We start from the raw sequence: 21,435 nt of genomic DNA, 5'->3' as shown, positions 1-21,435 counted from the left end.
TCAAGGCATCGGGGTCCCTCTATGCCCGGGTCAGAAGCGGACCTGTCGGCCCCAGACGACACCGCCCGGCCCGTCGTCGATGACGGGCCGGGCGGGGACGGCCGGGAAGGGGCGGGATGCTGGCTCAGCGGCGGCTCTTGCGCGCCTCCCGGGTGCGGCCCAGTTCACGCTTCTTGGCCTTCTCCCGGTCGCTGGCCCCCGCCATGCTGTCGTAGGGGTTCTCGCCCGAGCGGAACTCGAAGCGCATCGGCGTGCCGCGCACCTTCAGCACCTTGCGGAAGGTGTTGATCAGGTAGCGCTTGTAGGCCTCGGGCAGCGAGCCGGTCTGGTTGCCGTGGACCACGACGATCGGCGGGTTGCTCCCGCCCTGGTGGGCCATGCGCAGCTTGATGCGCCGGCCATGGACCAGGGGCGGCTGGTGCTGCTCCACCGCATCCCGGAGGATGGAGGTCAGGCGGTTGGTCGACCAGTGGCTGTTGGCCGAGTCGAAGGCGCGCTCGATGGAGGGGTAGAGGTCGCCGACGCCGGTGCCGTGCAGGGCCGAGATGAAGTGCAGGTCGGCGTAGTCGGCGAAGCCCAGGCGGCGCTTGATCTCGGTCCGCATCTTGTCCTTCGCCTCGCTCTCCAGGCCGTCCCACTTGTTGACCGCGAGCACCAGGGCGCGGCCGCTGGTCAGCACGTAGTCGAGCAGGTGCAGGTCCTGCTCGACCAGGCCGGAGCGGGCATCCAGCACCATCACGGCGACATGGCACTCCTTGATCGCCTCCAGCGTCTTGATGATCGAGAACTTCTCGTAGGCCTCCCGCACGCTCCTGCGGCGACGCACCCCGGCGGTATCCACCAGCACGTAGGGCTTGCCGCGGCGCTCGAAGGGGATCTCGATGGCATCGCGGGTGGTGCCGGCCTCGTCGAAGACCACCACCCGATCCTCGCCGAGCAGGCGGTTGACCAGGGTCGACTTGCCCACGTTGGGGCGGCCAATGACGCCGATGCGGATGCCCTTGGTGCCGGTGTCCGCGGGGATGCTCTCGTCGCGTGCCGGGAAGGGCGCGAGCACCTCCTCGATCAGCGCGGTGACGTTGCGGCCGTGGGCGGCGGCGATGGCGTGCGGGTCGCCGAGCCCCAGCTGCCAGAAGTCGGCCATGGCGCTGTGCTCTTCCAGGCCGTCGACCTTGTTGACCACCAGCCAGGTCTTCTTCTGGTTGACCCGCAGGTGGTTGGCGATGGCCTCGTCGGCCACGTTGAGGCCGGCGCGGGCGTCGACCAGGAACAGCACGATGTCGGCCTCGTCGATGGCGGCCAGCGACTGCTCGGCCATGGCGGCGTCGATGCCTTCCTCGTCGCCGCTGATGCCGCCGGTGTCGATCACCGTGTAGGCCTTGTCGCCGAGCATGCCGTTGCCGTACTTGCGATCACGCGTCAGCCCCGGGAAGTCCGCCACCAGGGCGTCCCGCGAGCGGGTCAGGCGGTTGAACAGGGTCGACTTGCCGACGTTGGGGCGGCCGACCAGGGCAATCACCGGGGTCATGGGCGAAGCTCCAGGGCTTCCAGGGTGCCGTCATCGGCCAGGGCATAGATACGGCGACGATCGGTGAGCGGGGGTACGCTGATGCCCGAGCCATCGACGCGGGTGCGGCCGACGATCTCGCCCTCGCGGGCGTCGAGCAGGTGCAGGTAGCCCTCGGCGTCTCCCACCACCAGATGGTCGGTGGCGTAGGCCGGGGCGGTGAGCGAGCGACCCTCGAGCTCCTCGTTGCGCCAGATCTCGTCGCCGGACGTGGCATCCACGGCGATCACGTGGCTGGCCTCGTCGACCACGAAGAGGTAGTCCCCCACGAGGATCGGGGTCAGGTAGCTGGAGAGCTCCCGGGCCCAGAGCACCTCGCCGGTGGGGGCCTCCAGCGCGGCGAGGCGTCCGTTGTAGCTGGTGACGAACAGGCGGCCGTCCTGGGTGAGCACCGGCTGGCCGGCCAGGTCGACCAGCCGGTCGATCTCGCTGCGCCCCTGGGGCATGGCGATGCGCCGCTCCCACAGCGGCTGGCCGCTGCGGTTGTCCAGGGTGACCAGGCGACCGTTGGCGAAGCCGGCGAAGGTGACCGGGTCGATCACCGTGGGCGTGCCGGTGCCCCGCAGGCTCAGCGAGGGGCGGGGACCGCTGAAGACCCAGCGCTCCTCGCCGCTGACGCGATCCAGCGCGGTGACGCGCCCGTCGACGGCCTGCACCACCAGCAGCTGCTGGTTGGCCTGGGGCGCGGCCAGCACCTCGCTGGTGACCCGCGCGCGCCACTGGATCTCGCCATCCTCCTGGTCGATGGAGAGGACCTCGCCGTTGCGCGTCACCAGGAAGAGGCTGTCGGCCATGGCGGTCAGGGCGCTGGAGACCGGGGTGTCGAGCTCGATCTCCCAGCGGGTCTCGCCACTGTCGGCATCGAGCGCCTCGACCAGGCCGCGGCCGTCGGCGGCGAAGAGGGTGTCACCGTCCTGGGCGGGCGACACGGGGTAGCCGGCGTCACCCAGCCCCTTGCCGACGCGCTCGTGCCACAGGCCCTCCAGCTCGGTGGTGGCCGTGAAGGACTTAAGCTCCCGCGGGGGGTACTGCGGCTCGGTCTTGCCGGCACAGCCGGCCAGCAGGGCCAGGGCCGCGGTGGCGGCGATCAGCAGGGTCGGTCTCATAGGGTGGCCTCCTCGGTGCCGAGGTCATCCAGCTTGAGCTGGACGCCGTACAGCGGCTGGTTGCGCTGCTCGGCCAGGGTCAGGGCTTCTTCCCAGGCCTCTCGCGCCTGGTCGGGGCGACCCAGGGCATGCTGGGCATCGCCGGCCACCTCGGCGCGCTGCGCGGCCAGGGCCTCGGGCACCCCGTCCAGGGTGGCCAGGGCGGTCTCGGCATTGCCCTCGGCGAGCTGCAGGCGGGCCAAGCGCAGGCGGGCCAGGCCCTCGAGATAGGCGCGTTCGCTGTTCTCGATCACCGCCTCGAGGGAGGCGCGGGCGCGCGGCCGGTCCCCCGCGCCGACGGCCAGGCGGGCGTCGAGCAGCCGCGCCAGGTCGGCATAGAGGGTCTGGCCGTGCTCGTCGGTGATCTCCGTCACCAGCTCCCCGGCCCGGCGGCGTGCGTCGTCGTCCAGGTCGTCACGGCCGGTGAGGTCGACCAGCTGCTGGTAGCGCATGGAGGCGGCCTCGGCCTTGCTGGCCTGGTAGTCCTGCCAGGTGTTCCAGCCGAACACGCCGGCCGCCGCGATGGCGACGCCGGCGATCAGCGAGGTGCCGTTCTCCTTCCACCAGCGCTTGATGGCCTCAAGCTGCTCTTCCTCGGTTCTCAGCTCCGCCACGGGCGGTCTCCTTTGATGCGGGTGTCCGTCAGGCGAGCGATTCGCCGTTCAGCAGGGATGTCAGGGTGTCGGCGAGCTCGGACTGGGGCAGGCGCTGCTGTTCGCGCTCCTCGCGCAGGAACTTCAGGGTCACGCTGCCCTCGGCCAGCTCGTCCTCGCCGAGCAGCAGGGCCAGGCGGGCGCCGCTCCGGTCGGCCTTCTTCATGCGGCTCTTGAAGCTGCCGCCGCCGCAATGCAGTTGGGCGCGCAGCTCGGGCAGTGCCTCGCGCAGGCGCTCGCCGAGCAGCAGGGCGGGGCCGGTGGCCGCATCATCCATCGGTAGCAGGTAGACGTCCAGCGCGCCGCGGGCCTCGGCGGGCACGAGCTCGAGGGTCTCGAGCAGCAGGATCAGCCGCTCGATGCCCATGGCGAAGCCCACCGCCGGGGTCGGCTTGCCACCGAGCTGCTCGACCAGGCCGTCGTAGCGGCCGCCGGCGCAGACCGTGCCCTGGCTGCCGAGCGCGGTGGTGGTCCACTCGAAGACGGTGCGGCCATAGTAGTCCAGGCCGCGGACCAGCCGGGGGTTGATCACGTAGTCGATGCCGGCGGTGTCGAGCAGAGCGCAGAGCCGTTCGAAGTGCTCCCGGGACGCGTCGTCCAGGTGGTCCATCAGCTTCGGGGCCCCGTCGAGCATCTCGGCCATCTCGGGATTCTTGGAGTCGAGGATGCGCATCGGGTTGCTGGTCAGGCGCCGGCGGGAGTCCTCGTCGAGCAGCGCGTGGTGCTGCTCGAAGTAGGCCACCAGGGTGTCGCGGTAGGCGGCACGGGCCTCGGAGGAGCCCAGGGAGTTGAGCTCCAGGGTGACGTGCTCGGCCAGGCCGAGCTGCTTCCACAGGCGCGCCGAGAGCAGGATGGTCTCGGCATCGATGTCCGGGCCCTCGAGGCCGAAGGTCTCCACGCCGATCTGGTGGAACTGGCGATAGCGGCCCTTCTGGGGACGCTCGTGACGGAACATCGGCCCCTGGTACCACAGCCGCTGGGTCTGGTTGTGCAGCAGGCCATGCTCCATGGCGGCCCGCACGCAGCTCGCCGTCCCCTCGGGACGCAGCGTCAGGCTGTCGCCGTTGCGGTCCTCGAAGGTGTACATCTCCTTCTCGACGATGTCGGTGACCTCGCCGATGGAGCGCTTGAAGAGCGCGGTCTGCTCGACGATGGGGGTGCGGATCTCGTCATAGCCGTAGCGGCCCATCAGGGACCGCACCTGGCCCTCGAAGTACTGCCACAGCGGGGACTGCTCGGGCAGCAGGTCGTTCATGCCACGAATGGCCTGGATCTTCTTCTTGCTTGCTTCGGGCTTGCTCAATGCTTGCTCCTTGTGGGGGCGCCGGCTCAGGCGTCCCGCGCGATCACGTCCTGCTCGGCCTGCTGCTTCTCGCGGACCTTCTCGCGGATCAGCCGCTCGAGGTCGTCGACCAGGTGGTCGTTGCGCAGCTTGCTGGCCGGCTTGCCGTCCAGATAGACGAGGTTGGCGGGGCTGCCGCCGGTGAGGCCGACGTCGGTTTCCTTGGCCTCGCCGGGGCCATTGACCACGCAGCCGATCACCGAGACGTCCAGCGGGGTCATGACGTCCTCGAGGCGCTCCTCGAGGGCGTTCATGGTGCCGATGACGTCGAAGTTCTGGCGCGAGCAGCTGGGGCAGGCGATGAAGTTGATGCCCTTGGAACGCAGCTTGAGGCTCTTGAGCATGTCGAAGCCGACCTTGATCTCCTCGACCGGGTCGGCGGCCAGCGACACGCGAATGGTGTCGCCGATGCCGTCCATCAGCAGCATGCCGAGGCCGATGGAGGACTTGACGGTGCCCGAGCGCAGGCCGCCGGCCTCGGTGATGCCGAGGTGGAGCGGCTGCTCGATGCGCGTGGCGAGCTGGCGGTAGGCGGCCACGGCCATGAAGACGTCGGAGGCCTTGACGCTGACCTTGTACTCCTGGAAGTCGAGGCGATCGAGATGGTCGATATGGCGCATGGCGGACTCGACCAGGGCCTCGGGCGTCGGCTCGCCGTACTTCTTCTGCAGGTCCTTCTCCAGCGAGCCGGCGTTGACGCCGATGCGGATCGGGATGCCGTTGTCCCGCGCGGCACTGACCACGGCCCGCACGCGCTCCTCGCGGCCGATGTTGCCGGGGTTGATGCGCAGGCAGTCGACGCCGAGCTCGGCGACGCGCAGGGCGATCTTGTAGTCGAAGTGGATATCGGCCACCAGGGGCACCTCGACCTCGCGCCTGATGCGACCGAAGGCCTCGGCGGCATCCATGTCGGGCACCGAGACCCGCACGATGTCGGCCCCCGCGGCCTCCAGCTGGCGGATCTGGGCCACGGTGGCCGCCACGTCCAGGGTGTCGGTGTTGGTCATGCTCTGCACGGAGATGGGGGCGTCGCCCCCTACCGGCACCTTGCCGACGTGGATCTGGCGTGACCTGCGACGAACGATGGGGGATTGTGCGTGCATGGTGACGGACTCATTCTCCCAGAGTGAAGCGGGCGACGTTGTTGGCGCCGGCGCGGGCCCCGAGGTCGACGGGCTCGCCGCCCCAGGTCATCTCGACCCCGGTGGCATTGCCCACGGTCAGCCGGAACGGGGGAGTGCCTTCGACGCGTGCCGTGGTCCCCGGTTCCTGGAGGCCGACGAAGATCCGCTGGTTGTCGGCATCGAAGATCTCGGTCCAGGACTGCTCGTTGAAGGTCAGCTCCAGCACCCGGGAAGCGGTGGGCGGCGCCTCGTCGGTGGCCGCGGCGGCATCGGCGCTCTCGGCGTCAGCGGTCGCCGCGGCGTCAGCGGTGGTCTCGCCGGCGGCGCCGCCGTCCTCGGCGGGCCCCTGTCCGGCGTCGCCCTCGACCGGCGCGGTCTCGGCCGGCGCGGTCTCGGCCGGCTCGGCGGTGGGGGCGGACTCGTCCACCAGGCCGAGGTCACTCTCCTCCTCGGGCAGCGGCGGCAGGCTGTCGCTGTCGGCCTCGGGGCCCTCGGTGATGGTGGTGGTGCCATCGAGGCTGTCCACCGCGACCGGCCCGCTGTCGCCGGGGCTCGGCGGCTGGCTGCCGCCGCGGCTCTGCCACCACATCAGCGTCAGGCCGATCATGCCGGCAATCACCAGCAGGGTGACCAGGCGGAACAGCCAGGCACCGAGCCGTGAGGGCGGCCGGGTGATCTGGACCGGAGTGACCCGGTGCTCGGTTTCCTCGTTGCCGAAGCGCGCCTTGTAGGCGTCCAGGACCGCACGGTCGTCGATGCCCAGCAGCTGGGAGTAGCTGCGCAGGTAGCCGCGGCGATAGGCGGGGACGGGCACTTCCTCGTAGCTGTCGTTCTCCAGCCCCTGGATCACCGCCGGCCTGAGGTTCAGGGCGTCGGCGACCTCCTCGCGGTCGAGTCCCTGGGACTCGCGCTCGCGGCGCAGCAGTTCGCCGGGCGAGGCCTGGCGTGGCACGGTCTCGGCGGGATCATCGGTGTGAATGTCGCTCATGTCTGAGCATCCTTCGTCAGAAAACGGTGGTCATCAGGGCCCGGCACGAGTGGTCTCCAGCTGGTCGGCATAGAACTCGGCGGTGGCCGCGTCGCCGCGCTGGCGGGCAATGTCGCGGGCCAGGCGCAGGGCCTCGGCGCGGGGGCCGGCCAGTCGCATGTAGCGCTCCAGCTGCTGCTCGGCGCGATCGAGGTTGCCCTGGGCCGCCTCGAGCTCGGCCAGCAGGAAGTAGCTGCGCGCGCTGCGCGGGTCGATGGCCTGGGCGCGGGCGAGGCTCTCGCGAGCGGCGGTCACGTCGCCCATCTCGAGCCGGCACTGGCCGAGGTTGGCGAACAGCTGCCCCCGATTGTCGTACTGGGTGTCTTGCGAGGCCTGCTGAAGCTGCTCGCAGGCCTCGGCGATGCGGCCACGATCATACAGGAAGGCCGCATAGTTGTTGCGTGCCCGGGTAAACGATGGGTCGGCCTGGATGGCGCGCTGGAACATCTCGCTGGCCAGGGCGGACTCCCCCTGGCGCTGGTGGACCATGGCCATGGCTTGCAGGGCCTCGGCATCGCCGGGGTCGATCTCCAGGGCGCGGTCCAGGGCGTTCATGGCACGTGGCAGATTGTCACGTTCCAGGTAGGCCACGCCGAGGCGGGTATAGGCCTCGGCGGGATCACCGCCACTGTCCGCGGGCAGGTTGGTCTGGGTGGCGCAACCGGACAGCCACAACGTTCCCAGCAGCATGATGGCGGCGGGTATCTGCCTGAGGCCGGTCATGCGCGGGCAAGGGGTCATGGCATCCTCTCCAGGTAGGCACGTAACCGATGGCCGCAGGTGGCGTTCGATATGCGGCCGGCGGTGAAAAAAGGCCCGTCCATCAAAGCGCCGGGACCGGTTGAAGTCAAGGCGCCCTCCGGTCAGTCGGCGTCGATCTGGATCGACTGGATATAGCGGGCGTGGCGCTTGGTGCGATCCTTGACGCGGCCCACCAGCTGGCCGCAGGCGGCATCGATATCGTCACCGCGGGTGGAACGGATCGGGGCCGTGTAGCCGAGTTCGTAGAGCCACTGCTGGAAGCGCATCACCTGGTTCCGCGACGGCTTCTCGTAGCCCGAATGCGGGAACGGGTTGAACGGGATCAGGTTGATCTTGCACGGCAGCTCCTCGAGCAGGGCGGCGAGCTGCTCGGCATGCTCCTGCTGGTCGTTGACGTCCTTGATCACCGTGTACTCGATGGTCACCATCCGCGTGTCGTGGCACTTGGCCAGGTAGCGGTGGCAGGCATCCAGCAGGGTGCGGATGTTGTACTTGCGGTTGAGCGGCACCAGCTCGTTGCGCAGCTCGTCGTTGGCGGCATGCAGCGAGATGGCCAGACTCACGTCGAGTTCGTCGCCGAGCTTGTCGATCATCGGCACCACCCCGGAGGTGGAGAGCGTGACCCGCCGCTTCGAGAGGCCGTAACCGTCGTCGTCCAGCATCAGCTTCATCGCCGGCACGACGGCATCGTAGTTCAGCAGTGGCTCGCCCATGCCCATCATCACCACGTTGGTGACGGGGCGGTTGGCGGTGTCGCGACGCGGCCCCACGCTGCGCTGGGCCACCCACACCTGGCCGATGATCTCGGCGGCGGTGAGGTTGCGCTGGAAGCCCTGCTTGCCGGTGGAGCAGAAGCTGCAGTCCAGCGAGCAGCCCACCTGGGAAGAGACGCACAGGGTGCGTCGCTTGCCGTTGTCGGCAGGGATCAGCACCGTCTCCACGTAGCTGCCGTCCTCCACTTCGAGCACCCACTTGCGGGTGCCGTCGCTGGAGGAGCCCTCGTAGACCACGCCCGGGCCGCGGATCTCGGCGACCTCGGCCAGGCGGGAACGCAGCGCCTTGGACAGGTTGGTCATGGCCGCGAAGTCGTCGCAGCCCTCGATATGGATCCACTTCATCACCTGGGCGGCACGGAACTTCTTCTCGCCGATGGAGAGGAAGAAGGCTTCCATCTCCTCGCGCGTCATGCCGAGCAGGTTGGTGAGTCGGGGAGCAGTGGTGGCGGTCATGGTGGTCAGCGCGTCGGTGGGGCAGGGCGGGGGTGGGACCACCCCCGCGGGAGAGACGGGATCAGCGCGAGCAGATCTCGTCGGCCTCGAAGAAGTAGGCGATCTCGCGCTCGGCGGATTCCGGGGAATCGGAGCCGTGGACGGCATTGGCGTCGATGGTCTCGGCGAAATCGGCGCGGATGGTGCCGGCGGCCGCTTCCTTGGGGTTGGTGGCGCCCATCAGGTCACGGTTCTTGGCGATGGCGTCCTCGCCCTCGAGCACCTGCACGATCACCGGGCCGGAGGTCATGAAGCCGACCAGGTCCTTGAAGAAGGGACGCTCCTTGTGCTCGGCATAGAAGCCGCCGGCCTTCTCCTCGGAGAGTTGCAGCATCTTGGCGGCCACGATCTTCAGGCCGCCCTTCTCAAAACGGCTCTCGATCTCGCCGATCACGTTCTTGGCGACGGCATCGGGCTTGATGATGGACAGGGTGCGCTGGTTGGCCATGGGGGCATGTCTCCGGTTGGATGGGGGTCGATGGATAGCGCCGCGCCGCCCGTGGCTCCGCTGTCGGGAGCGCGGGGCGGCGCGGCGAATAGGATCAATCGGTTCGGCACTGTTCGCCGATGGGTCGGGGAGTATAACGCTCCGGGGCGGCGTTGAACAATCGTTCAGACGCTGAAGCTCTCGCCGCAGCCGCACTCGTCCTTGACGTTGGGGTTGTTGAAACGGAAGAAGCGGTTGAGCCCCTCCGTGACATAGTCGACCTCGCTGCCGTCGAGCATCTCCAGGGCCTCGGGGGCCACGAAGACGGTCACGCCATGCTCCTCGAAGGACACGTCGTCGTTGGCGGCCTCATCGGCGAAGTCGAGCACGTAGCTGTAGCCGGAGCAGCCGCTGGGCTTGACCGAGACCCGCAGGCCAAGGCCGTGGCCGCGCTCGTCGAGCACCCGGTGGATCTGCTCGGCGGCGGCAGTGGTGATCGAAAGATGCGCCATGGTCTCTCTCCTGATCGGGATGGGGTCAGACCGCCCGGCGACGCAGCCCGTCCAGGGCGTGTCGCAGGGCATCCAGTGTGCGGTCGATGTCGGCCTCGGTGGTGAAGCGGCCGAAGCTGAAGCGTAGCGAGGCCAGCGCCAGCGGGCGCGGCAGGCCGATGCCCTTCAGGACATAGGATGGCTCGACGCTCGCGGAGTTGCATGCCGAGCCGGTGGAGAGCGCGACGTCGCGCAGCGCCATGAGCAGCGACTCGCCCTCCACGCCCTCGAAGGCCAGGTTGAGGATATTGGGAACCGACGCCTCCACCGCGGTGTTGCGGTGAATGCCCTCGAGGTCGTCGAACCCGGCCAGCAGGCGGTCGCGCAGTGCGGTGATGCGGGCCTGGTCGTCCTCGCCCTCGGCGGCGGCCAGGGCGAAGGCCTCGCCCATGCCGGCGATCTGGTGGGTGGCCAGGGTGCCCGAGCGCATGCCGCGCTCGTGACCGCCGCCGTGGATCAGTGCCTCCAGGCGCAGGTCGGGGCTGCGCCTGACATAGAGGGCGCCGATGCCCTTGGGGCCGTAGGCCTTGTGGCCGGAGAGCGACATCAGGTCGATGCCGAGCCGCGCCACGTCCAGCGGCATGCGGCCCACCGCCTGGGCGGCATCCGTATGGAAGACTGCGCCGCCGGCATGGGCCTCCTCGGCCAGCGCCGCCAGGTCGTGGATGACGCCAAGCTCGTTGTTCACGGCCATCAGCGACACCAGCACGGTGTCGTCCCGCATGGCCTCGCGAAGCTGCGCCGGCGTGATGCGCCCCTGGCGATCCGGCCTGAGCCAGGTCACCTCGAAGCCCTCGTCCTCCAGCGCCGCGGCGGTGTCGACCACGGCCTTGTGCTCGATGATGGAGGTCACCAGGTGGCGTCCCCGGGCGCGATTGGCCCGCATGAAGCCGGTCAGCGCCAGGTTGTCGGCCTCGGTGGCGCCGCTGGTCCAGACGATCTCGCGGGGGTCGGCGCCGATCAGGTCGGCGACCTGGCGGCGAGCGCTCTCCACGGCCTGCTCCGCCTGCCAGCCCAGCATGTGGCTGCGCGAGGCGGGGTTGGCGAAGATGCCGTCCATGGTGAGGTATCGGCTCATCACCTCGGCGACCCGCGGGTCGACGGGGGTGGTGGCGGCATAATCGAGGTAGACGGGTGCGCTCATGGGCTCGCGGTCGGTTCCGATTGGGTGACGGGGACGGTGGCTCAGGTGGTCGAGGCCAGGATGCCGTCGTCCCGCGGGCCGCGCTGGCGGCTGGCGATCGCCTGGATCTCCCCGCGCTCGGCCAGCTGGCCCAGGGTGACCTCCCGCAGGAAGCCGTGGATGTGGTCGGACAGCTCGCACCACAGGTGGTGGGTCAGGCAGGTGTCGCCCTGCTGGCAGTCCGACAGGCCGCCGCAGCGGGTGGAATCCACCGATTCGTTGACGGCCTCGATGACCCTGGCCACGGTGATGGCCTCCGGGGCCAGGGCCAGCAGGTAGCCGCCGCCCGGGCCGCGGACGCTGTCCACCAGGCCGGCGCGGCGGAGTCGCGCGAACAGTTGCTCCAGGTAGGAGAGCGAGATCTCCTGGCGCTTGGAGATGTCGGCGAGGCTGATGGGGCCGGTCTCGGCATTCATCGCCAGGTCGAGCATGGCGGTGACGGCGTAGCGTCCCTTGGTGGTCAGGCGCATGAGGAACTCACCTCGGCAGCGACGCGCGGGTCGGCAGTCAATGAACGTGATCGGCCATTATGGTAAAGACCCAGTATCCTGGTCAACCATTGCGCCGGCGAGGGGAGGCGCCGGCATCGACCTCCCTGCGGTCCGGCGAGTCCGCGGCCACGTTCCTCTCCTCCTCCGGGGGCGGGCAGCAGCTGTCCACGTCGGCGAGGATGTCGGCGAAGTCCTCGTCGCGAAGCTCCGGCAGGCGACCATCGCGATAGCTGGCATCGACCTTGCGCAGGGTCGTGCACATGCGCTCGATGCGTTCGTCCACGGCGTGCATGTGGTCGAGCATCGCCTGGATCGAGCGGGCCACCGGGTCGGGCATGTCCTGGCTCACCCCGTAGGCGTCGAAGCCGAACTTGCGGCGCATCGCCTCGCGGCGCTCGGGGTCCACCTCGACCGTCTCTGCGTCGTCGGGCTCGGTGCGCTGGATGATCTTGCCCGGGATGCCGACCACGGTGGCGCCGGCGGGCACCTCCTTGGTGACCACGGCGTTGGAGCCGATCTTGGCCCCCGTGCCCACGGTGAAGGGGCCGAGGATCTTGGCGCCCGCGCCGACGATCACGCCGTCCTCCAGGGTCGGATGGCGCTTTCCCTTGTTCCAGCTGGTGCCGCCGAGGGTCACGCCCTGGTAGAGGGTGACGTCGTCACCCACCTCGGCGGTCTCGCCGATCACCACCCCCATGCCGTGGTCGATGAAGAAGCGCCGGCCGATCGTCGCCCCGGGGTGGATCTCGATGCCGGTGAGCACGCGAAACAGCTGCGACAGGGTGCGCGCCAGCCACTTCAGGTTCTTCTGCCACAGCCAGTGACTCAGCCGGTGGGCCAGCAAGGCATGCAGCCCCGGGTAGTTGGTCAGCACTTCCAGGAAGTTGCGTGCCGCCGGGTCGCGGGCGAATACGCTGTTGATGTCCTCGCGCAGACGTTTGAGCATGCAGCGGTCCTTGGGTGGCGTGGCGAAAGGGGAATGATCTCCATAGTGGGGGCGCGCGGGGGCGGCTTCAAGGCGCGTCAGTCATCGTCCCGTCGCCGCTCGGCCTGCTGCTCGGTGGCGGTGAGGATGCCGCGCAGGATATTGAGCTCCATGCGCTCGGGCCGCGCCCGCAGGGTGAACCGCCGCAGCCGGGCCATCAGCTGACGCGGCGTGGCCGGGTCGTGGAAGCCGATGGCGATGAGGGCGCGCTCCAGGTGCTCGAAATAGTGCTCGAGCTCCTCATGGCTGGCCAGCGGCTGGCTCGGCGGTGCCTCCATGGCGGACGGCTCCAGCCAGGCCTGTCGGCACTCGTAGGCCAGCACCTGCACCGCGGCGGCCAGGTTCAGCGAGCTGAAGTCGGGGTTGGTGGGGATGTGCACATGGGCATGGCAGCGCTGCAGCTCGGCATTGGTGAGGCCGCTGTCCTCGCGGCCGAAGACCAGCGCCACGCGGGCGTCCGGGGCGGCCAGTTCCGCGGGGAGCCGGTCGCCCAGCTCCCGGGGGGTGATCATCGGCCAGGGCAGGGTGCGCGAGCGGGCGCTGGCTCCCACCACCAGGGTGCAATCGGTCACCGCCTGCTCGAGGGTCTCGACCGTGCGGGCCCCGTGGACGATATGGTCGGCCCCAGACGCGCGCGAGACGGTGTCGGCGGTGAGCGGCTCGCAGCGCGGCGCCACCAGGGCCAGGTCGGAAAGGCCCATGTTGTGCATGGCGCGGGCGGTGCCGCCGATGTTGCCGGGGTGGCTGGTGCCGATCAGGACGATGCGGATGCGCTCGAGCATGGTGGGGCCTGTGGATCCTGGAAGAGACGAGGGCCTGGGATTCTACCATGCCGGCCGGTGGCCACGAATGGCGCATCCGGCGCGGGTCTGCTAGGATTCGCGCCGTTCCGTTCTTTAACACCACCGACTCCCCAAGGCCCGATCATGCATCCGATGGTCCAATTCGCACTGCGCGCCGCGCGCAGTGCCGGCGAACAGTTCCTGCGCATCCGCGAGCGAATCGAGAACTCCCACCAGGAGCACAACCTCGACCGCCTGCTCGAGGACGCCGCCCGCAACGCCGAGACGCTGATCGCTCGTCAGCTCTCCCGCGGCTACCCGCAACACGGTATCGAGGGTCGCTTCACGCCTCACCGCGCCGGCGAGGGCGAGGGCGCCGACACCCTCTGGAAGATCGAACCCTTCCACGGCTACTCCAACCTCAGCGTCGCCGCTCCCGGCTTCGCGCTGTCGGTGGTCTGTCTCGTCAAGGGCCGCCCGGAGCATGCGGTGGTGATCTGCCCCTTCAGCGATGACGAATACCTGGCCAGCCGCGGCCGCGGCGCACAGCTCAACGGCAAGCGCATCCGCGTGACCAAGAGCACCGCCGTGACCGGCACCCGGATCGCCATGGGCCTGCCCGAGACCTGGCTGCGCGCCCGCTTCCTGCCCTCCTACCTGACCCTGGTCCAGCAGCTCGGTCCGCAGGTCGAACAGCAGCGCGCCTCCGGCAGCGGATTGCTCGACATGGCCGAGCTGGCCGCGGGCCGGGCGGATGCCGCCTTCGTGCTGGGCCTCGAGGAACAGGACCTCCACGTCGGCTCGCTGCTGCTCAAGGAGAGCGGCGCGCTGATGGGGACCCCCGACGGCCAGCCGAGCGTCGAGGTCGAGGGCCGCCTGATGGCCGCCGGTCCGCGCCTCTACAAGGCCCTGGTGCAGCAGCTCAAGCCGCACTTCTGAGCCCTCGCGCTCCGCCACAACGAGAACGCCCCCGCAGCCTGGCTGCGGGGGCGTTCTCGTTTCAGGGGATGCCGGGTCGCCGTCAGGGCAGCTCCTCGGCCTCCGGGTCTTCCTTCTTCGCCGGGATCAGGTCCTCGCGCTGCAGCTTGAGCGGCAGCAGCAGGGCCGCGGCCACGTAGATGGACGAGAAGGTCCCGACCACCACGCCGAGGATCAGGGCCACCGCGAAGTAGTGGATCATGTCGCCGCCGAGGACCACCAGCGCCAGCAGCACCAGCAGGGTGGTGCCGGAGGTCGCCAGGGTGCGCGACAGGGTCTGGTTGATGGACTCGTTGAAGATGGTCGGCATGTCGTCGATCCGCGACTTGCGGATGTTCTCGCGGATGCGGTCGTAGACCACGATGGTGTCGTTGAGCGAGTAGCCGATCACCGCCAGGATCGCCGCCAGAACGGTGAGGTCGAACTCGAAGCCGAACAGCGCGAAGGCGCCGACCACGATGATGACGTCGTGCAGCAGGGCCAGCAGGGCGCCCACGGCGAACTTGTACTGGAAGCGCGCCGCCACGTAGAGCATCACGATGCCGAGTGCCACCAGCATGCCCATGCCGCTCTGGTCGCGCAGCTGGTCGCCGACCTGGGCGCCCACGAACTCGGCGCGCACCAGTGAGACGTCGTTGCCGGCGTCCTGCAGCAGCCCCACTATCTGGTCGCCGACGCCGGCCTCGAAGGCCTGCTGCAGGCGGATCAGCACCTCGGTCGATGCGCCGAAGGTCTGCACCGCGACATCCTGGAAGCCGGCGCCCTCCAGGGCCTGGCGCACCGTCTCCAGCGCCGGCGCGGTGGCGAAGCGGACCTCGACCAGGGTGCCGCCGGTGAAGTCGAGGCCCAGGTTGAGCCCCAGCAGCAGCATCGAAACGACCGAGGCCAGCAGCATCGCCGCCGAGATCGCAAAGGCGATCCGGCGCTTGCCCATGAAGTCGAACTCTCGTTGTATCAGGGATTTCATAGGCACCTCTTAAATCCAGAGCTTCTTGATGGGCTTGCCGCCGTAGCACAGGTTGACCATGGCGCGGGTCACCAGCAGGGCGGTGAACAGCGAGGTCAGGATGCCCAGCGACAGCGTCACGGCGAAGCCCTTGACCGGCCCGGTGCCGATCGAGAACAGGATCAGCGCCACCAGCAGGGTGGTGATGTTGGCATCGACGATCGAGGTGAAGGCCCGCTCATAGCCGGCGTGGATGGCCTGCTGCACCGAGAGCCCGGTGCGCAGCTCCTCGCGGATGCGCTCGAAGATCAGCACGTTGGCGTCCACCGCCATGCCCAGGGTCAGCACGATGCCGGCGATGCCGGGCAGCGTCAGGGTGGCCCCGAGCATCGACATGGCGGCCACCAGCAGGGTCAGGTTGAGCGCCAGGGCGACGTTGGCGAAGATCCCGAACACCTTGTAGCGCGCCAGCATGAACAGCACCACCAGCAGCAGGCCGATCTGCACCGAGAGCACGCCGCGCTCGATGTTCTCGGCGCCGAGGCTCGGCCCGATGGTACGTTCCTGGGCGAAGTAGATCGGCGCGGCCAGCGAGCCCGAACGCAGCAGCAGGGCGAGCTCCGCCGCCTCGGTGGGCGAGTCGAGCCCGGTGATGCGGAAGCTGTTGCCCAGGGCACTCTGTATGGTGGCCAGGCTGATGATGCCCCGCTCGGTGTAGGGGTCGCGCTCGACGACCTCCTCGCCGTCCACCATCCGGGTGGTCTCGCGGGTCTTGTGCTCGATGAACAGCACGGCCATGTTGCGGCCGATGTTGGTCCGGGTGGCCCGGTTCATCAGAGTGCCGCCGGTGCCGTCCAGGTCGATGTTGACCTGCGGCCGGCCGTTCTCGTCGAAACTGTGGTTGGCGTTCGAGACGCTGTCGCCGGTGATGATCACATCGCGCATCAGGTCGGCGCGGCGCGACTCGTTGTTGCGGAAGGGGAAGGCTTCCGTCTCGTTGTTCGGGGTGTCCGGGCGCGCCTCGAGGCGGAACTCGAGATTGGCGGTGGCGCCCACGATGCGCTTGGCGGCCACGGTGTCCTGGACGCCGGGCAGCTCCACCACGATCCGGTCCGGTCCCTGGCGCTGCACCAGCGGCTCGGCCACGCCCAACTCGTTGACCCGGTTGCGCAGGGTCGTGAGGTTCTGGTTGATGGCGTAGTCCTGAAGCTCGTCCACGGCCTGGTCGTTCATGGTCATGACCAGCCGGGCGCCCCGATCGTCCCCTTCGCTTTCGTAGGTGAACTCCGGGAATTCGCGGCCGATCAGGCGACGCGCCTCGTCACGATCCTCCGCATTGGCGAAGGCCATGGAGACGGTGCGTCCCTCGATCTGGGTGTCGCGGTAGCGGATCCGCTCGTCACGCAGCTGCTCGCGCATGGCGCTGGCGTTGACCTCGAGACGCTGGGTCAGGGCGGCCTCCATGTCGACCTCGAGCAGGAAGTGGACGCCCCCGCGCAGGTCGAGGCCGAGGGTCATCGGCGAGGCGGAGAGCGACTGGAGCCATTCCGGGGTCGATTCGGCCAGGTTCAGCGCGACCACGTAGTCGCTGCCCAGGAGCTCGGCGATACGGTCACGGGCCTTGATCTGGTCGTCGGCGTTGTCGAGGCGGATCAGCACGCGATTCGCCTCACGCTCGGCGTCGGTGATCTCGATGCCGGCCTCGTCGAGGCTCTGGCGGATGCGGTCGAGCTGGCGCTCGTCGATGGTGGCGTCGCCCCGCTCGCTGCTGATCTGGACTGCCGGGTCCTCGGGGAAGAGGTTGGGGAGGGAGTAGATCAGGCCGGCGAGGAGGACGACGAGTATCAGCAGATACTTCCACAGGGGGTAACGGTTGAGCATGGGGGCCCTGTCCTCAGGTTACGGACGTTGGAGGCTGACGAGGCGACAAGGCGGCCGGTGCGGCGGGAGCCGGTCGCGCGGCTCCCGCCGCACCGGCCGCAGGGAGACCCCGCCGCGGTCAGGGATGGCCGGCGGCGAGGGCGATAGGCACCCGGGTCAGATGGACTTGATGGTGCCCTTGGGCAGGACGGCGGCCACGGCGTTCTTCTGAACGCTGACCTCGGTGCCTTCGGCGATCTCCATGCTCAGGAACTCGCTGTCGTCGCTCACCTTGGTGATGCGGCCGAGCATGCCACCGCCGATGACGATCTCGTCACCCTTGGAGAGGTTGCCGATCAGCTGCTTGTGCTGCTTGGCGCGCTTGGCCTGGGGGCGCCACAGCAGGAAGTAAAAGATGGCCACGAAGCCGACCAGCATGACGATCTGGGCGATACCGCCACCGGGGGCGGCGGCATCCTGGGCCATGGCCGGGGAAATGAAGAAGTCCAGCATGTATGACGATCTCCTGGGTGATGTAAGCGGGATATGAATGACCGACCCGACGGGCCGGCCATGGGTCAATTCGGTGCGGGAGGAACCGGCAGACCGCGCTGCGTATAGAAGCCTTCCACGAAGTTCGCCAATGTACCCGCTTCGATGGCACCGCGCAAACCAGCCATCAGGCGCTGATAATGGCGCAGGTTATGGATGGTATTGAGCATCGAGCCGAGCATCTCGCCGCAGCGATCGAGGTGGTGAAGGTAGCTGCGCGAGAAGTGCTGGCAGGTGTAGCAGTCGCAGCCCTCCTCCAGCGGCCGGGTGTCGTGGCGGTGCCTGGCGTTGCGGATCTTGACCGTGCCTTCGGCAGTGAAGAGGTGGCCGTTGCGCCCGTTGCGGGTGGGCATCACGCAGTCGAACATGTCGACGCCGCGGCGCACGCCCTCGACCAGGTCCTCGGGCTTGCCCACGCCCATCAGGTAGCGCGGCTTGTCGACCGGCATCCACTCGGGCAGGTAGTCGAGCACCTTGATCATCTCCTCCTTGGGCTCGCCCACCGACAGCCCGCCGATCGCATAGCCATCGAAGCCGATCTCGTCGAGGCCCTTGAGCGAGGCCTCGCGCAGGTCCGGGTACATGCCGCCCTGGATGATGCCGAACAGCGCCGAGGGCGAATCGCCGTGGGCGTCGCGGGAGCGCTTGGCCCAGCGCAGCGACATCTCCATCGAGCGCTTGGCCTCGTCATGGGTGGCCGGGTAGGGCGTGCACTCGTCGAAGATCATCACCACGTCCGAGCCCAGCGAGCGCTGCACCGCCATGGATTCCTCAGGCCCCATGAAGACCTTGGAACCGTCGACCGGCGAGCGGAAGTGCACGCCCTGCTCGGTGATCTTGCGCATGGCGCCGAGCGAGAAGACCTGGAAGCCGCCGGAGTCGGTGAGGATCGGCTTGTCCCACTGGGCGAAGTCGTGGAGGTCGCCGTGCTCCTCGATTACCTCGGTGCCGGGGCGCAGCCAGAGGTGGAAGGTGTTGCCGAGGATGATCTCGGCGCCGATCTCCTTCACCGACTGGGGCGTCATGCCCTTGACGGTGCCGTAGGTGCCCACCGGCATGAAGGCGGGGGTCTCCACCGTGCCCCGGGGGAAGGTCAGCCGGCCGCGCCGGGCCCGACCGTCGCCGGCCAGGCGCTCGAATGTCATGAAGCTGTCTTTGCGCATGGGAATCTCGTTGCGTCTAGGGGCAGGCCCGGCGTCTCGGGGCCGGGCGCACGGGGGGGCGGGTCAGGGCGCGCGTTCCAGGAACATGGCGTCGCCATAGCTGAAGAAGGCATAGCGTTCGGCCACCGCCGACCGGTAGGCCGCCATCGTCGTATCAAAGCCGGCAAAGGACGACACCAGCATCAGCAGGGTCGATTCCGGCAGATGGAAGTTGGTCACCAGCGCATCGACGCAGCGCCACGCGTAGCCGGGGTAGATGAAGATGTCGGTCTCGCCGCTGAAGGCGGCGATCTCCCCGTCGGGGCTCTTCAGGCAGGCCGATTCGAGGCAGCGCACGCTGGTGGTGCCCACGGCGATCACCCGGCGGCCGGCGGCCCTGGCCTGGCGGACCTGCTCGCAGGCCTCTTCCGTCACCTCGATCCACTCGCTGTGCATCTGATGCTCGCGGATGTCGTCGGCGCGCACCGGCTGGAAAGTGCCGGCGCCCACGTGCAGGGTGACGAAGGCACTCTCCACGCCCTTCTCGGCCAGGGCCGCCAGCAGTGGCTCGTCGAAGTGCAGCCCGGCGGTGGGCGCAGCCACGGCCCCGTCGCGACGCGCATAGACGGTCTGGTAGCGTTCCCGGTCGGCCAGCTCGTCCTCGCGGGTGATGTAGGGGGGCAGCGGCATGTGGCCGTGCTGCTCCAGCAGGCTGATCAGCGGCGTCTCGCCCAGGAAGCGCAGCTCGAAGAGCGCCTCGCGGCGTCCCTCCACCACGGCCCGGATGCCCCCCTCGAAGATCAGCTCGGTGCCGGGCTTCGGCGACTTGCTCGAGCGCAGGTGCGCCAGGCCCCGGTGGGCATCCAGCGGGCGCTCGAGCAGCATCTCCACCCGGCCGCCGCTGTCCTTCTGGCCATGCAGGCGGGCGGGAATCACCCGGGTGTCGTTGAAGACCAGCAGGTCGCCGGGTTCGAGCAGCTCGACCAGGTCGGTGAAGCGGCGGTGGGCCAGCGCTCCGCTCTCGCCGTCGACGCACAGCAGGCGGCAGTCGCTGCGCTGCTCGGAGGGGTAGCGGGCGATCAGCTCCTCGGGGAGCTCGTAGTGGAAGTCGGCACGCTGCATGGGCGGTTCCGGTCCGGATCAGGGGGCGTCAGGGCAGCTCCGCGAGCCGCGCAAAGCCCGCTAGGATACCGTCTCGCGGCAGGGAAGTCAGCCGGCCGATTGACCTGCCCCGGTGCCCACGTATAATGCCCTCGCGTTGCCGGCGTGGCGGAATTGGTAGACGCAGCGGATTCAAAATCCGCCGCACGCAAGTGCTTGTCGGTTCGAGTCCGACCGCCGGTACCATGGCATCAGCCCACGCGGTTCCCTCCTCGCGGATACCTCCCAGCGCACTCCCTCTGTACCTGCTGTCGCCGTCGAGACCCTCGTCTCGAGCCTTTCGCGTGCCCGCTCGGTCGGCGCGGGTATCCTGGCTGCGGCATCCGGCCTGCTGGATTCATGCCAGCAGGCGGCTCAGGCCGTCCGGGGTGGCCTCTTCCTCGGTGCCCTCATCGCCCATGCCGCTTTCGCGTCCAGAGGAGCAGGGCGCCGAGCAGCAGCAGCGCAGGCCCCACGAAGCCAACGGGGCTGGCGGTCTGCCAGCCGAGGATGGGCAGCAGGGCGCCGAGGATCAGCAGGGCGATGGCAAGGGTCCGGACCGACATGGGCAGCCTCTCAGTGCAGGAGTGCCGACAGTGTAGCGTTGCGCTCGCGGGTCCTGCAGCCCCCGTGAGGCTGTTGCCTCGTCACCGGATGTCGTACAGTGTGGCGATCACAGTCTTTCGCCCCTCTTCCGGCGAAGGGCTGTTTTCGTTGGCCGCCCCGAAAGGCGGACCAGTCGTGTTGACGGCCTCCAGCAGGGCCCGTGTGATCGCCGAGGGCACGACAACTCAGATACCGGAGATCTTCGAATGCCGTTTTCCCTCTGGCTCTCCCTGGCCGCGGTCTGCGCCATGGGGGCCATGTCGCCCGGTCCGAGCCTGGCCCTGGTGCTTCGCCACACCCTGGGCGGCGGGCGTCTCCCGGGGGTGTCGGCGGCCCTCGCCCATGCCCTGGGCGTGGGCCTCTATGCCCTGCTGACGGTCTGGGGGCTGGGGGCGCTGATCGTGCGCTTCCCGATGCTGTTCCAGGCCATCACCTGGGCCGGGGCCGCCTACCTGGCGTGGCTCGGCATCAAGGCCCTGAGGGCCGGAAGGGCGGGCGCCCTCCACGCCACCGGCATGGCCACCAGCCGTCGCCAGGCGGCCCGCGAGGGGATGCTGGTGGCCCTGGGTAACCCCAAGCTGATCCTCTTCTTCATCGCGCTGCTCAGCCAGTTCGTGACCCCCGACATGAGCCTGGCGGCCAAGGCGGTCGTGGTGCTCACGGCGATGATCATCGACGGCGGCTGGTACGTGCTGGTGGCCCTGGGCCTCTCCCACTCGCGGGTGCTGCCCTGGCTGCAGGCGCGGGCCCACTGGCTCAATCGCATTACCGGGGTGCTGCTTCTGGCACTGGCGCTGAGGGTGGCGGCTGGTCCTATTGTCTGACCGTCAGCGTTGATACCTATCAGGGCTCGTTAATCTCTGTGGCCCAGCCGTTTTGCTGATAGTCTGAGAGACAGTATCAG

At 68.9% G+C, this 21,435-nt stretch carries 22 protein-coding genes and 1 tRNA gene; 3 read left to right on the top strand and 20 right to left on the bottom strand.

Annotated elements, in window-relative coordinates:
- Positions 1-124: 124 nt before the first annotated feature.
- From der to trmJ, 14 genes are all read right to left on the bottom strand, one after another.
- The gene (gene der, locus BOX17_RS05455; protein WP_071942506.1) at positions 125-1,528 is read right to left on the bottom strand and encodes a ribosome biogenesis GTPase Der; all 1,404 of its coding nucleotides are present in this window, start codon (positions 1,526-1,528) and stop codon (positions 125-127) included.
- Positions 1,525-2,673 carry an outer membrane protein assembly factor BamB gene (gene bamB / locus BOX17_RS05450; RefSeq protein WP_071942504.1) on the bottom strand — a complete coding sequence of 383 codons (1,149 nt, stop codon included), beginning with the start codon at positions 2,671-2,673 and terminating at the stop codon, positions 1,525-1,527. Before bamB ends, der begins: the two co-directional genes overlap by 4 nt.
- Complete coding sequence (locus BOX17_RS05445) at positions 2,670-3,326, bottom strand: YfgM family protein (protein ID WP_071942502.1); 657 nt, start codon at positions 3,324-3,326, stop codon at positions 2,670-2,672. The genes bamB and BOX17_RS05445 overlap by 4 nt, the downstream gene beginning before the upstream one ends.
- A gap of 28 nt (positions 3,327-3,354) precedes the next feature.
- Positions 3,355-4,620: a histidine--tRNA ligase gene (gene hisS, locus BOX17_RS05440; RefSeq protein WP_244272299.1), complete on the bottom strand. Its 1,266-nt coding sequence runs from the start codon at positions 4,618-4,620 to the stop codon at positions 3,355-3,357.
- A 74-nt stretch (positions 4,621-4,694) separates the two neighbouring features.
- Positions 4,695-5,810, bottom strand: coding sequence for a flavodoxin-dependent (E)-4-hydroxy-3-methylbut-2-enyl-diphosphate synthase (gene ispG, locus BOX17_RS05435; RefSeq protein WP_071942498.1), 1,116 nt, complete (start codon positions 5,808-5,810; stop codon positions 4,695-4,697).
- 10 nt (positions 5,811-5,820) lie between these two features.
- On the bottom strand, positions 5,821-6,819 hold the full coding sequence (locus tag BOX17_RS05430) for a RodZ domain-containing protein (protein ID WP_071942496.1): 999 nt from the start codon (positions 6,817-6,819) through the stop codon (positions 5,821-5,823).
- Between the two features lie 33 nt (positions 6,820-6,852).
- Positions 6,853-7,599: a type IV pilus biogenesis/stability protein PilW gene (pilW, locus tag BOX17_RS05425; protein ID WP_071942494.1), complete on the bottom strand. Its 747-nt coding sequence runs from the start codon at positions 7,597-7,599 to the stop codon at positions 6,853-6,855.
- Between the two features lie 122 nt (positions 7,600-7,721).
- The gene (gene rlmN / locus BOX17_RS05420) at positions 7,722-8,849 is read right to left on the bottom strand and encodes a dual-specificity RNA methyltransferase RlmN (protein WP_071942492.1); all 1,128 of its coding nucleotides are present in this window, start codon (positions 8,847-8,849) and stop codon (positions 7,722-7,724) included.
- 61 nt (positions 8,850-8,910) lie between these two features.
- Entirely contained in the window at positions 8,911-9,336 is a 426-nt protein-coding gene (ndk, locus tag BOX17_RS05415; protein WP_071942490.1) for a nucleoside-diphosphate kinase, read from the bottom strand.
- A 164-nt stretch (positions 9,337-9,500) separates the two neighbouring features.
- The gene (locus BOX17_RS05410; RefSeq protein ID WP_071942488.1) at positions 9,501-9,827 is read right to left on the bottom strand and encodes a HesB/IscA family protein; all 327 of its coding nucleotides are present in this window, start codon (positions 9,825-9,827) and stop codon (positions 9,501-9,503) included.
- 25 nt (positions 9,828-9,852) lie between these two features.
- Positions 9,853-11,010: an IscS subfamily cysteine desulfurase gene (locus BOX17_RS05405; protein WP_071942486.1), complete on the bottom strand. Its 1,158-nt coding sequence runs from the start codon at positions 11,008-11,010 to the stop codon at positions 9,853-9,855.
- A 41-nt stretch (positions 11,011-11,051) separates the two neighbouring features.
- Positions 11,052-11,519 carry a Fe-S cluster assembly transcription factor gene (locus BOX17_RS05400; RefSeq protein ID WP_071942484.1) on the bottom strand — a complete coding sequence of 156 codons (468 nt, stop codon included), beginning with the start codon at positions 11,517-11,519 and terminating at the stop codon, positions 11,052-11,054.
- Between the two features lie 82 nt (positions 11,520-11,601).
- Positions 11,602-12,486: a serine O-acetyltransferase gene (gene cysE, locus BOX17_RS05395; RefSeq protein WP_071942482.1), complete on the bottom strand. Its 885-nt coding sequence runs from the start codon at positions 12,484-12,486 to the stop codon at positions 11,602-11,604.
- Positions 12,487-12,563: 77 nt separating this feature from the next.
- Positions 12,564-13,307 carry a tRNA (cytosine(32)/uridine(32)-2'-O)-methyltransferase TrmJ gene (trmJ, locus tag BOX17_RS05390; RefSeq protein WP_071942480.1) on the bottom strand — a complete coding sequence of 248 codons (744 nt, stop codon included), beginning with the start codon at positions 13,305-13,307 and terminating at the stop codon, positions 12,564-12,566.
- A gap of 144 nt (positions 13,308-13,451) precedes the next feature.
- On the opposite strand from trmJ, the gene BOX17_RS05385 reads away from it, so the two are divergent.
- On the top strand, positions 13,452-14,246 hold the full coding sequence (locus tag BOX17_RS05385; RefSeq protein WP_071942478.1) for an inositol monophosphatase family protein: 795 nt from the start codon (positions 13,452-13,454) through the stop codon (positions 14,244-14,246).
- Positions 14,247-14,328: 82 nt separating this feature from the next.
- On the opposite strand, the gene secF is transcribed toward BOX17_RS05385, so the two are convergent.
- The 5 genes from secF to queA all read right to left on the bottom strand — a co-directional run bounded on the left by secF (position 14,329) and on the right by queA (position 19,907).
- Positions 14,329-15,252, bottom strand: coding sequence for a protein translocase subunit SecF (gene secF / locus BOX17_RS05380; protein WP_071942476.1), 924 nt, complete (start codon positions 15,250-15,252; stop codon positions 14,329-14,331).
- 9 nt (positions 15,253-15,261) lie between these two features.
- Positions 15,262-17,112: a protein translocase subunit SecD gene (gene secD / locus BOX17_RS05375; protein WP_071942474.1), complete on the bottom strand. Its 1,851-nt coding sequence runs from the start codon at positions 17,110-17,112 to the stop codon at positions 15,262-15,264.
- A 156-nt stretch (positions 17,113-17,268) separates the two neighbouring features.
- Entirely contained in the window at positions 17,269-17,604 is a 336-nt protein-coding gene (yajC, locus tag BOX17_RS05370; RefSeq protein ID WP_071942472.1) for a preprotein translocase subunit YajC, read from the bottom strand.
- Between the two features lie 65 nt (positions 17,605-17,669).
- Positions 17,670-18,788, bottom strand: a complete 1,119-nt coding sequence (tgt, locus tag BOX17_RS05365) for a tRNA guanosine(34) transglycosylase Tgt (RefSeq protein WP_208858114.1) — start codon at positions 18,786-18,788, stop codon at positions 17,670-17,672.
- Between the two features lie 81 nt (positions 18,789-18,869).
- Positions 18,870-19,907, bottom strand: a complete 1,038-nt coding sequence (gene queA, locus BOX17_RS05360; protein ID WP_071942468.1) for a tRNA preQ1(34) S-adenosylmethionine ribosyltransferase-isomerase QueA — start codon at positions 19,905-19,907, stop codon at positions 18,870-18,872.
- A 138-nt stretch (positions 19,908-20,045) separates the two neighbouring features.
- Between queA and BOX17_RS05355 the strand changes: the two genes are divergently transcribed.
- Positions 20,046-20,132, top strand: a tRNA-Leu gene (locus BOX17_RS05355).
- Positions 20,133-20,335: 203 nt separating this feature from the next.
- Here the strand turns inward: BOX17_RS05355 and BOX17_RS16935 are convergent.
- The gene (locus BOX17_RS16935) at positions 20,336-20,491 is read right to left on the bottom strand and encodes a hypothetical protein (protein ID WP_164508625.1); all 156 of its coding nucleotides are present in this window, start codon (positions 20,489-20,491) and stop codon (positions 20,336-20,338) included.
- 246 nt (positions 20,492-20,737) lie between these two features.
- Between BOX17_RS16935 and BOX17_RS05350 the strand changes: the two genes are divergently transcribed.
- Entirely contained in the window at positions 20,738-21,355 is a 618-nt protein-coding gene (locus BOX17_RS05350; protein WP_071942466.1) for a LysE family translocator, read from the top strand.
- Positions 21,356-21,435: the final 80 nt, after the last annotated feature.

The sequence above is a fragment of the Halomonas aestuarii genome (genome assembly GCF_001886615.1).
In the GTDB taxonomy this organism is placed as follows: domain Bacteria; phylum Pseudomonadota; class Gammaproteobacteria; order Pseudomonadales; family Halomonadaceae; genus Halomonas; species Halomonas aestuarii.
The sequence above is the reverse complement of the archived record's forward strand: the minus strand, read 5'-3'. Positions and strand labels throughout refer to the sequence as shown.

Excerpts from the sequence above, each read along its gene's own strand:
- der (WP_071942506.1), bottom strand. The coding sequence starts at position 1,528 with ATGACCCCGGTGATTGCCCTGGTCGGCCGCCCCAACGTCGGCAAGTCG.
- bamB (WP_071942504.1), bottom strand. The coding sequence starts at position 2,673 with ATGAGACCGACCCTGCTGATCGCCGCCACCGCGGCCCTGGCCCTGCTG.
- hisS (WP_244272299.1), bottom strand. The coding sequence starts at position 4,620 with ATGAACGACCTGCTGCCCGAGCAGTCCCCGCTGTGGCAGTACTTCGAG.
- ispG (WP_071942498.1), bottom strand. The coding sequence starts at position 5,810 with ATGCACGCACAATCCCCCATCGTTCGTCGCAGGTCACGCCAGATCCAC.
- BOX17_RS05430 (WP_071942496.1), bottom strand. The coding sequence starts at position 6,819 with ATGAGCGACATTCACACCGATGATCCCGCCGAGACCGTGCCACGCCAG.
- pilW (WP_071942494.1), bottom strand. The coding sequence starts at position 7,599 with ATGACCCCTTGCCCGCGCATGACCGGCCTCAGGCAGATACCCGCCGCC.
- rlmN (WP_071942492.1), bottom strand. The coding sequence starts at position 8,849 with ATGACCGCCACCACTGCTCCCCGACTCACCAACCTGCTCGGCATGACG.
- ndk (WP_071942490.1), bottom strand. The coding sequence starts at position 9,336 with ATGGCCAACCAGCGCACCCTGTCCATCATCAAGCCCGATGCCGTCGCC.
- BOX17_RS05410 (WP_071942488.1), bottom strand. The coding sequence starts at position 9,827 with ATGGCGCATCTTTCGATCACCACTGCCGCCGCCGAGCAGATCCACCGG.
- BOX17_RS05405 (WP_071942486.1), bottom strand. The coding sequence starts at position 11,010 with ATGAGCGCACCCGTCTACCTCGATTATGCCGCCACCACCCCCGTCGAC.
- BOX17_RS05400 (WP_071942484.1), bottom strand. The coding sequence starts at position 11,519 with ATGCGCCTGACCACCAAGGGACGCTACGCCGTCACCGCCATGCTCGAC.
- cysE (WP_071942482.1), bottom strand. The coding sequence starts at position 12,486 with ATGCTCAAACGTCTGCGCGAGGACATCAACAGCGTATTCGCCCGCGAC.
- trmJ (WP_071942480.1), bottom strand. The coding sequence starts at position 13,307 with ATGCTCGAGCGCATCCGCATCGTCCTGATCGGCACCAGCCACCCCGGC.
- BOX17_RS05385 (WP_071942478.1), top strand. The coding sequence starts at position 13,452 with ATGCATCCGATGGTCCAATTCGCACTGCGCGCCGCGCGCAGTGCCGGC.
- secF (WP_071942476.1), bottom strand. The coding sequence starts at position 15,252 with ATGAAATCCCTGATACAACGAGAGTTCGACTTCATGGGCAAGCGCCGG.
- secD (WP_071942474.1), bottom strand. The coding sequence starts at position 17,112 with ATGCTCAACCGTTACCCCCTGTGGAAGTATCTGCTGATACTCGTCGTC.
- yajC (WP_071942472.1), bottom strand. The coding sequence starts at position 17,604 with ATGCTGGACTTCTTCATTTCCCCGGCCATGGCCCAGGATGCCGCCGCC.
- tgt (WP_208858114.1), bottom strand. The coding sequence starts at position 18,788 with ATGACATTCGAGCGCCTGGCCGGCGACGGTCGGGCCCGGCGCGGCCGG.
- queA (WP_071942468.1), bottom strand. The coding sequence starts at position 19,907 with ATGCAGCGTGCCGACTTCCACTACGAGCTCCCCGAGGAGCTGATCGCC.
- BOX17_RS16935 (WP_164508625.1), bottom strand. The coding sequence starts at position 20,491 with ATGTCGGTCCGGACCCTTGCCATCGCCCTGCTGATCCTCGGCGCCCTG.
- BOX17_RS05350 (WP_071942466.1), top strand. The coding sequence starts at position 20,738 with ATGCCGTTTTCCCTCTGGCTCTCCCTGGCCGCGGTCTGCGCCATGGGG.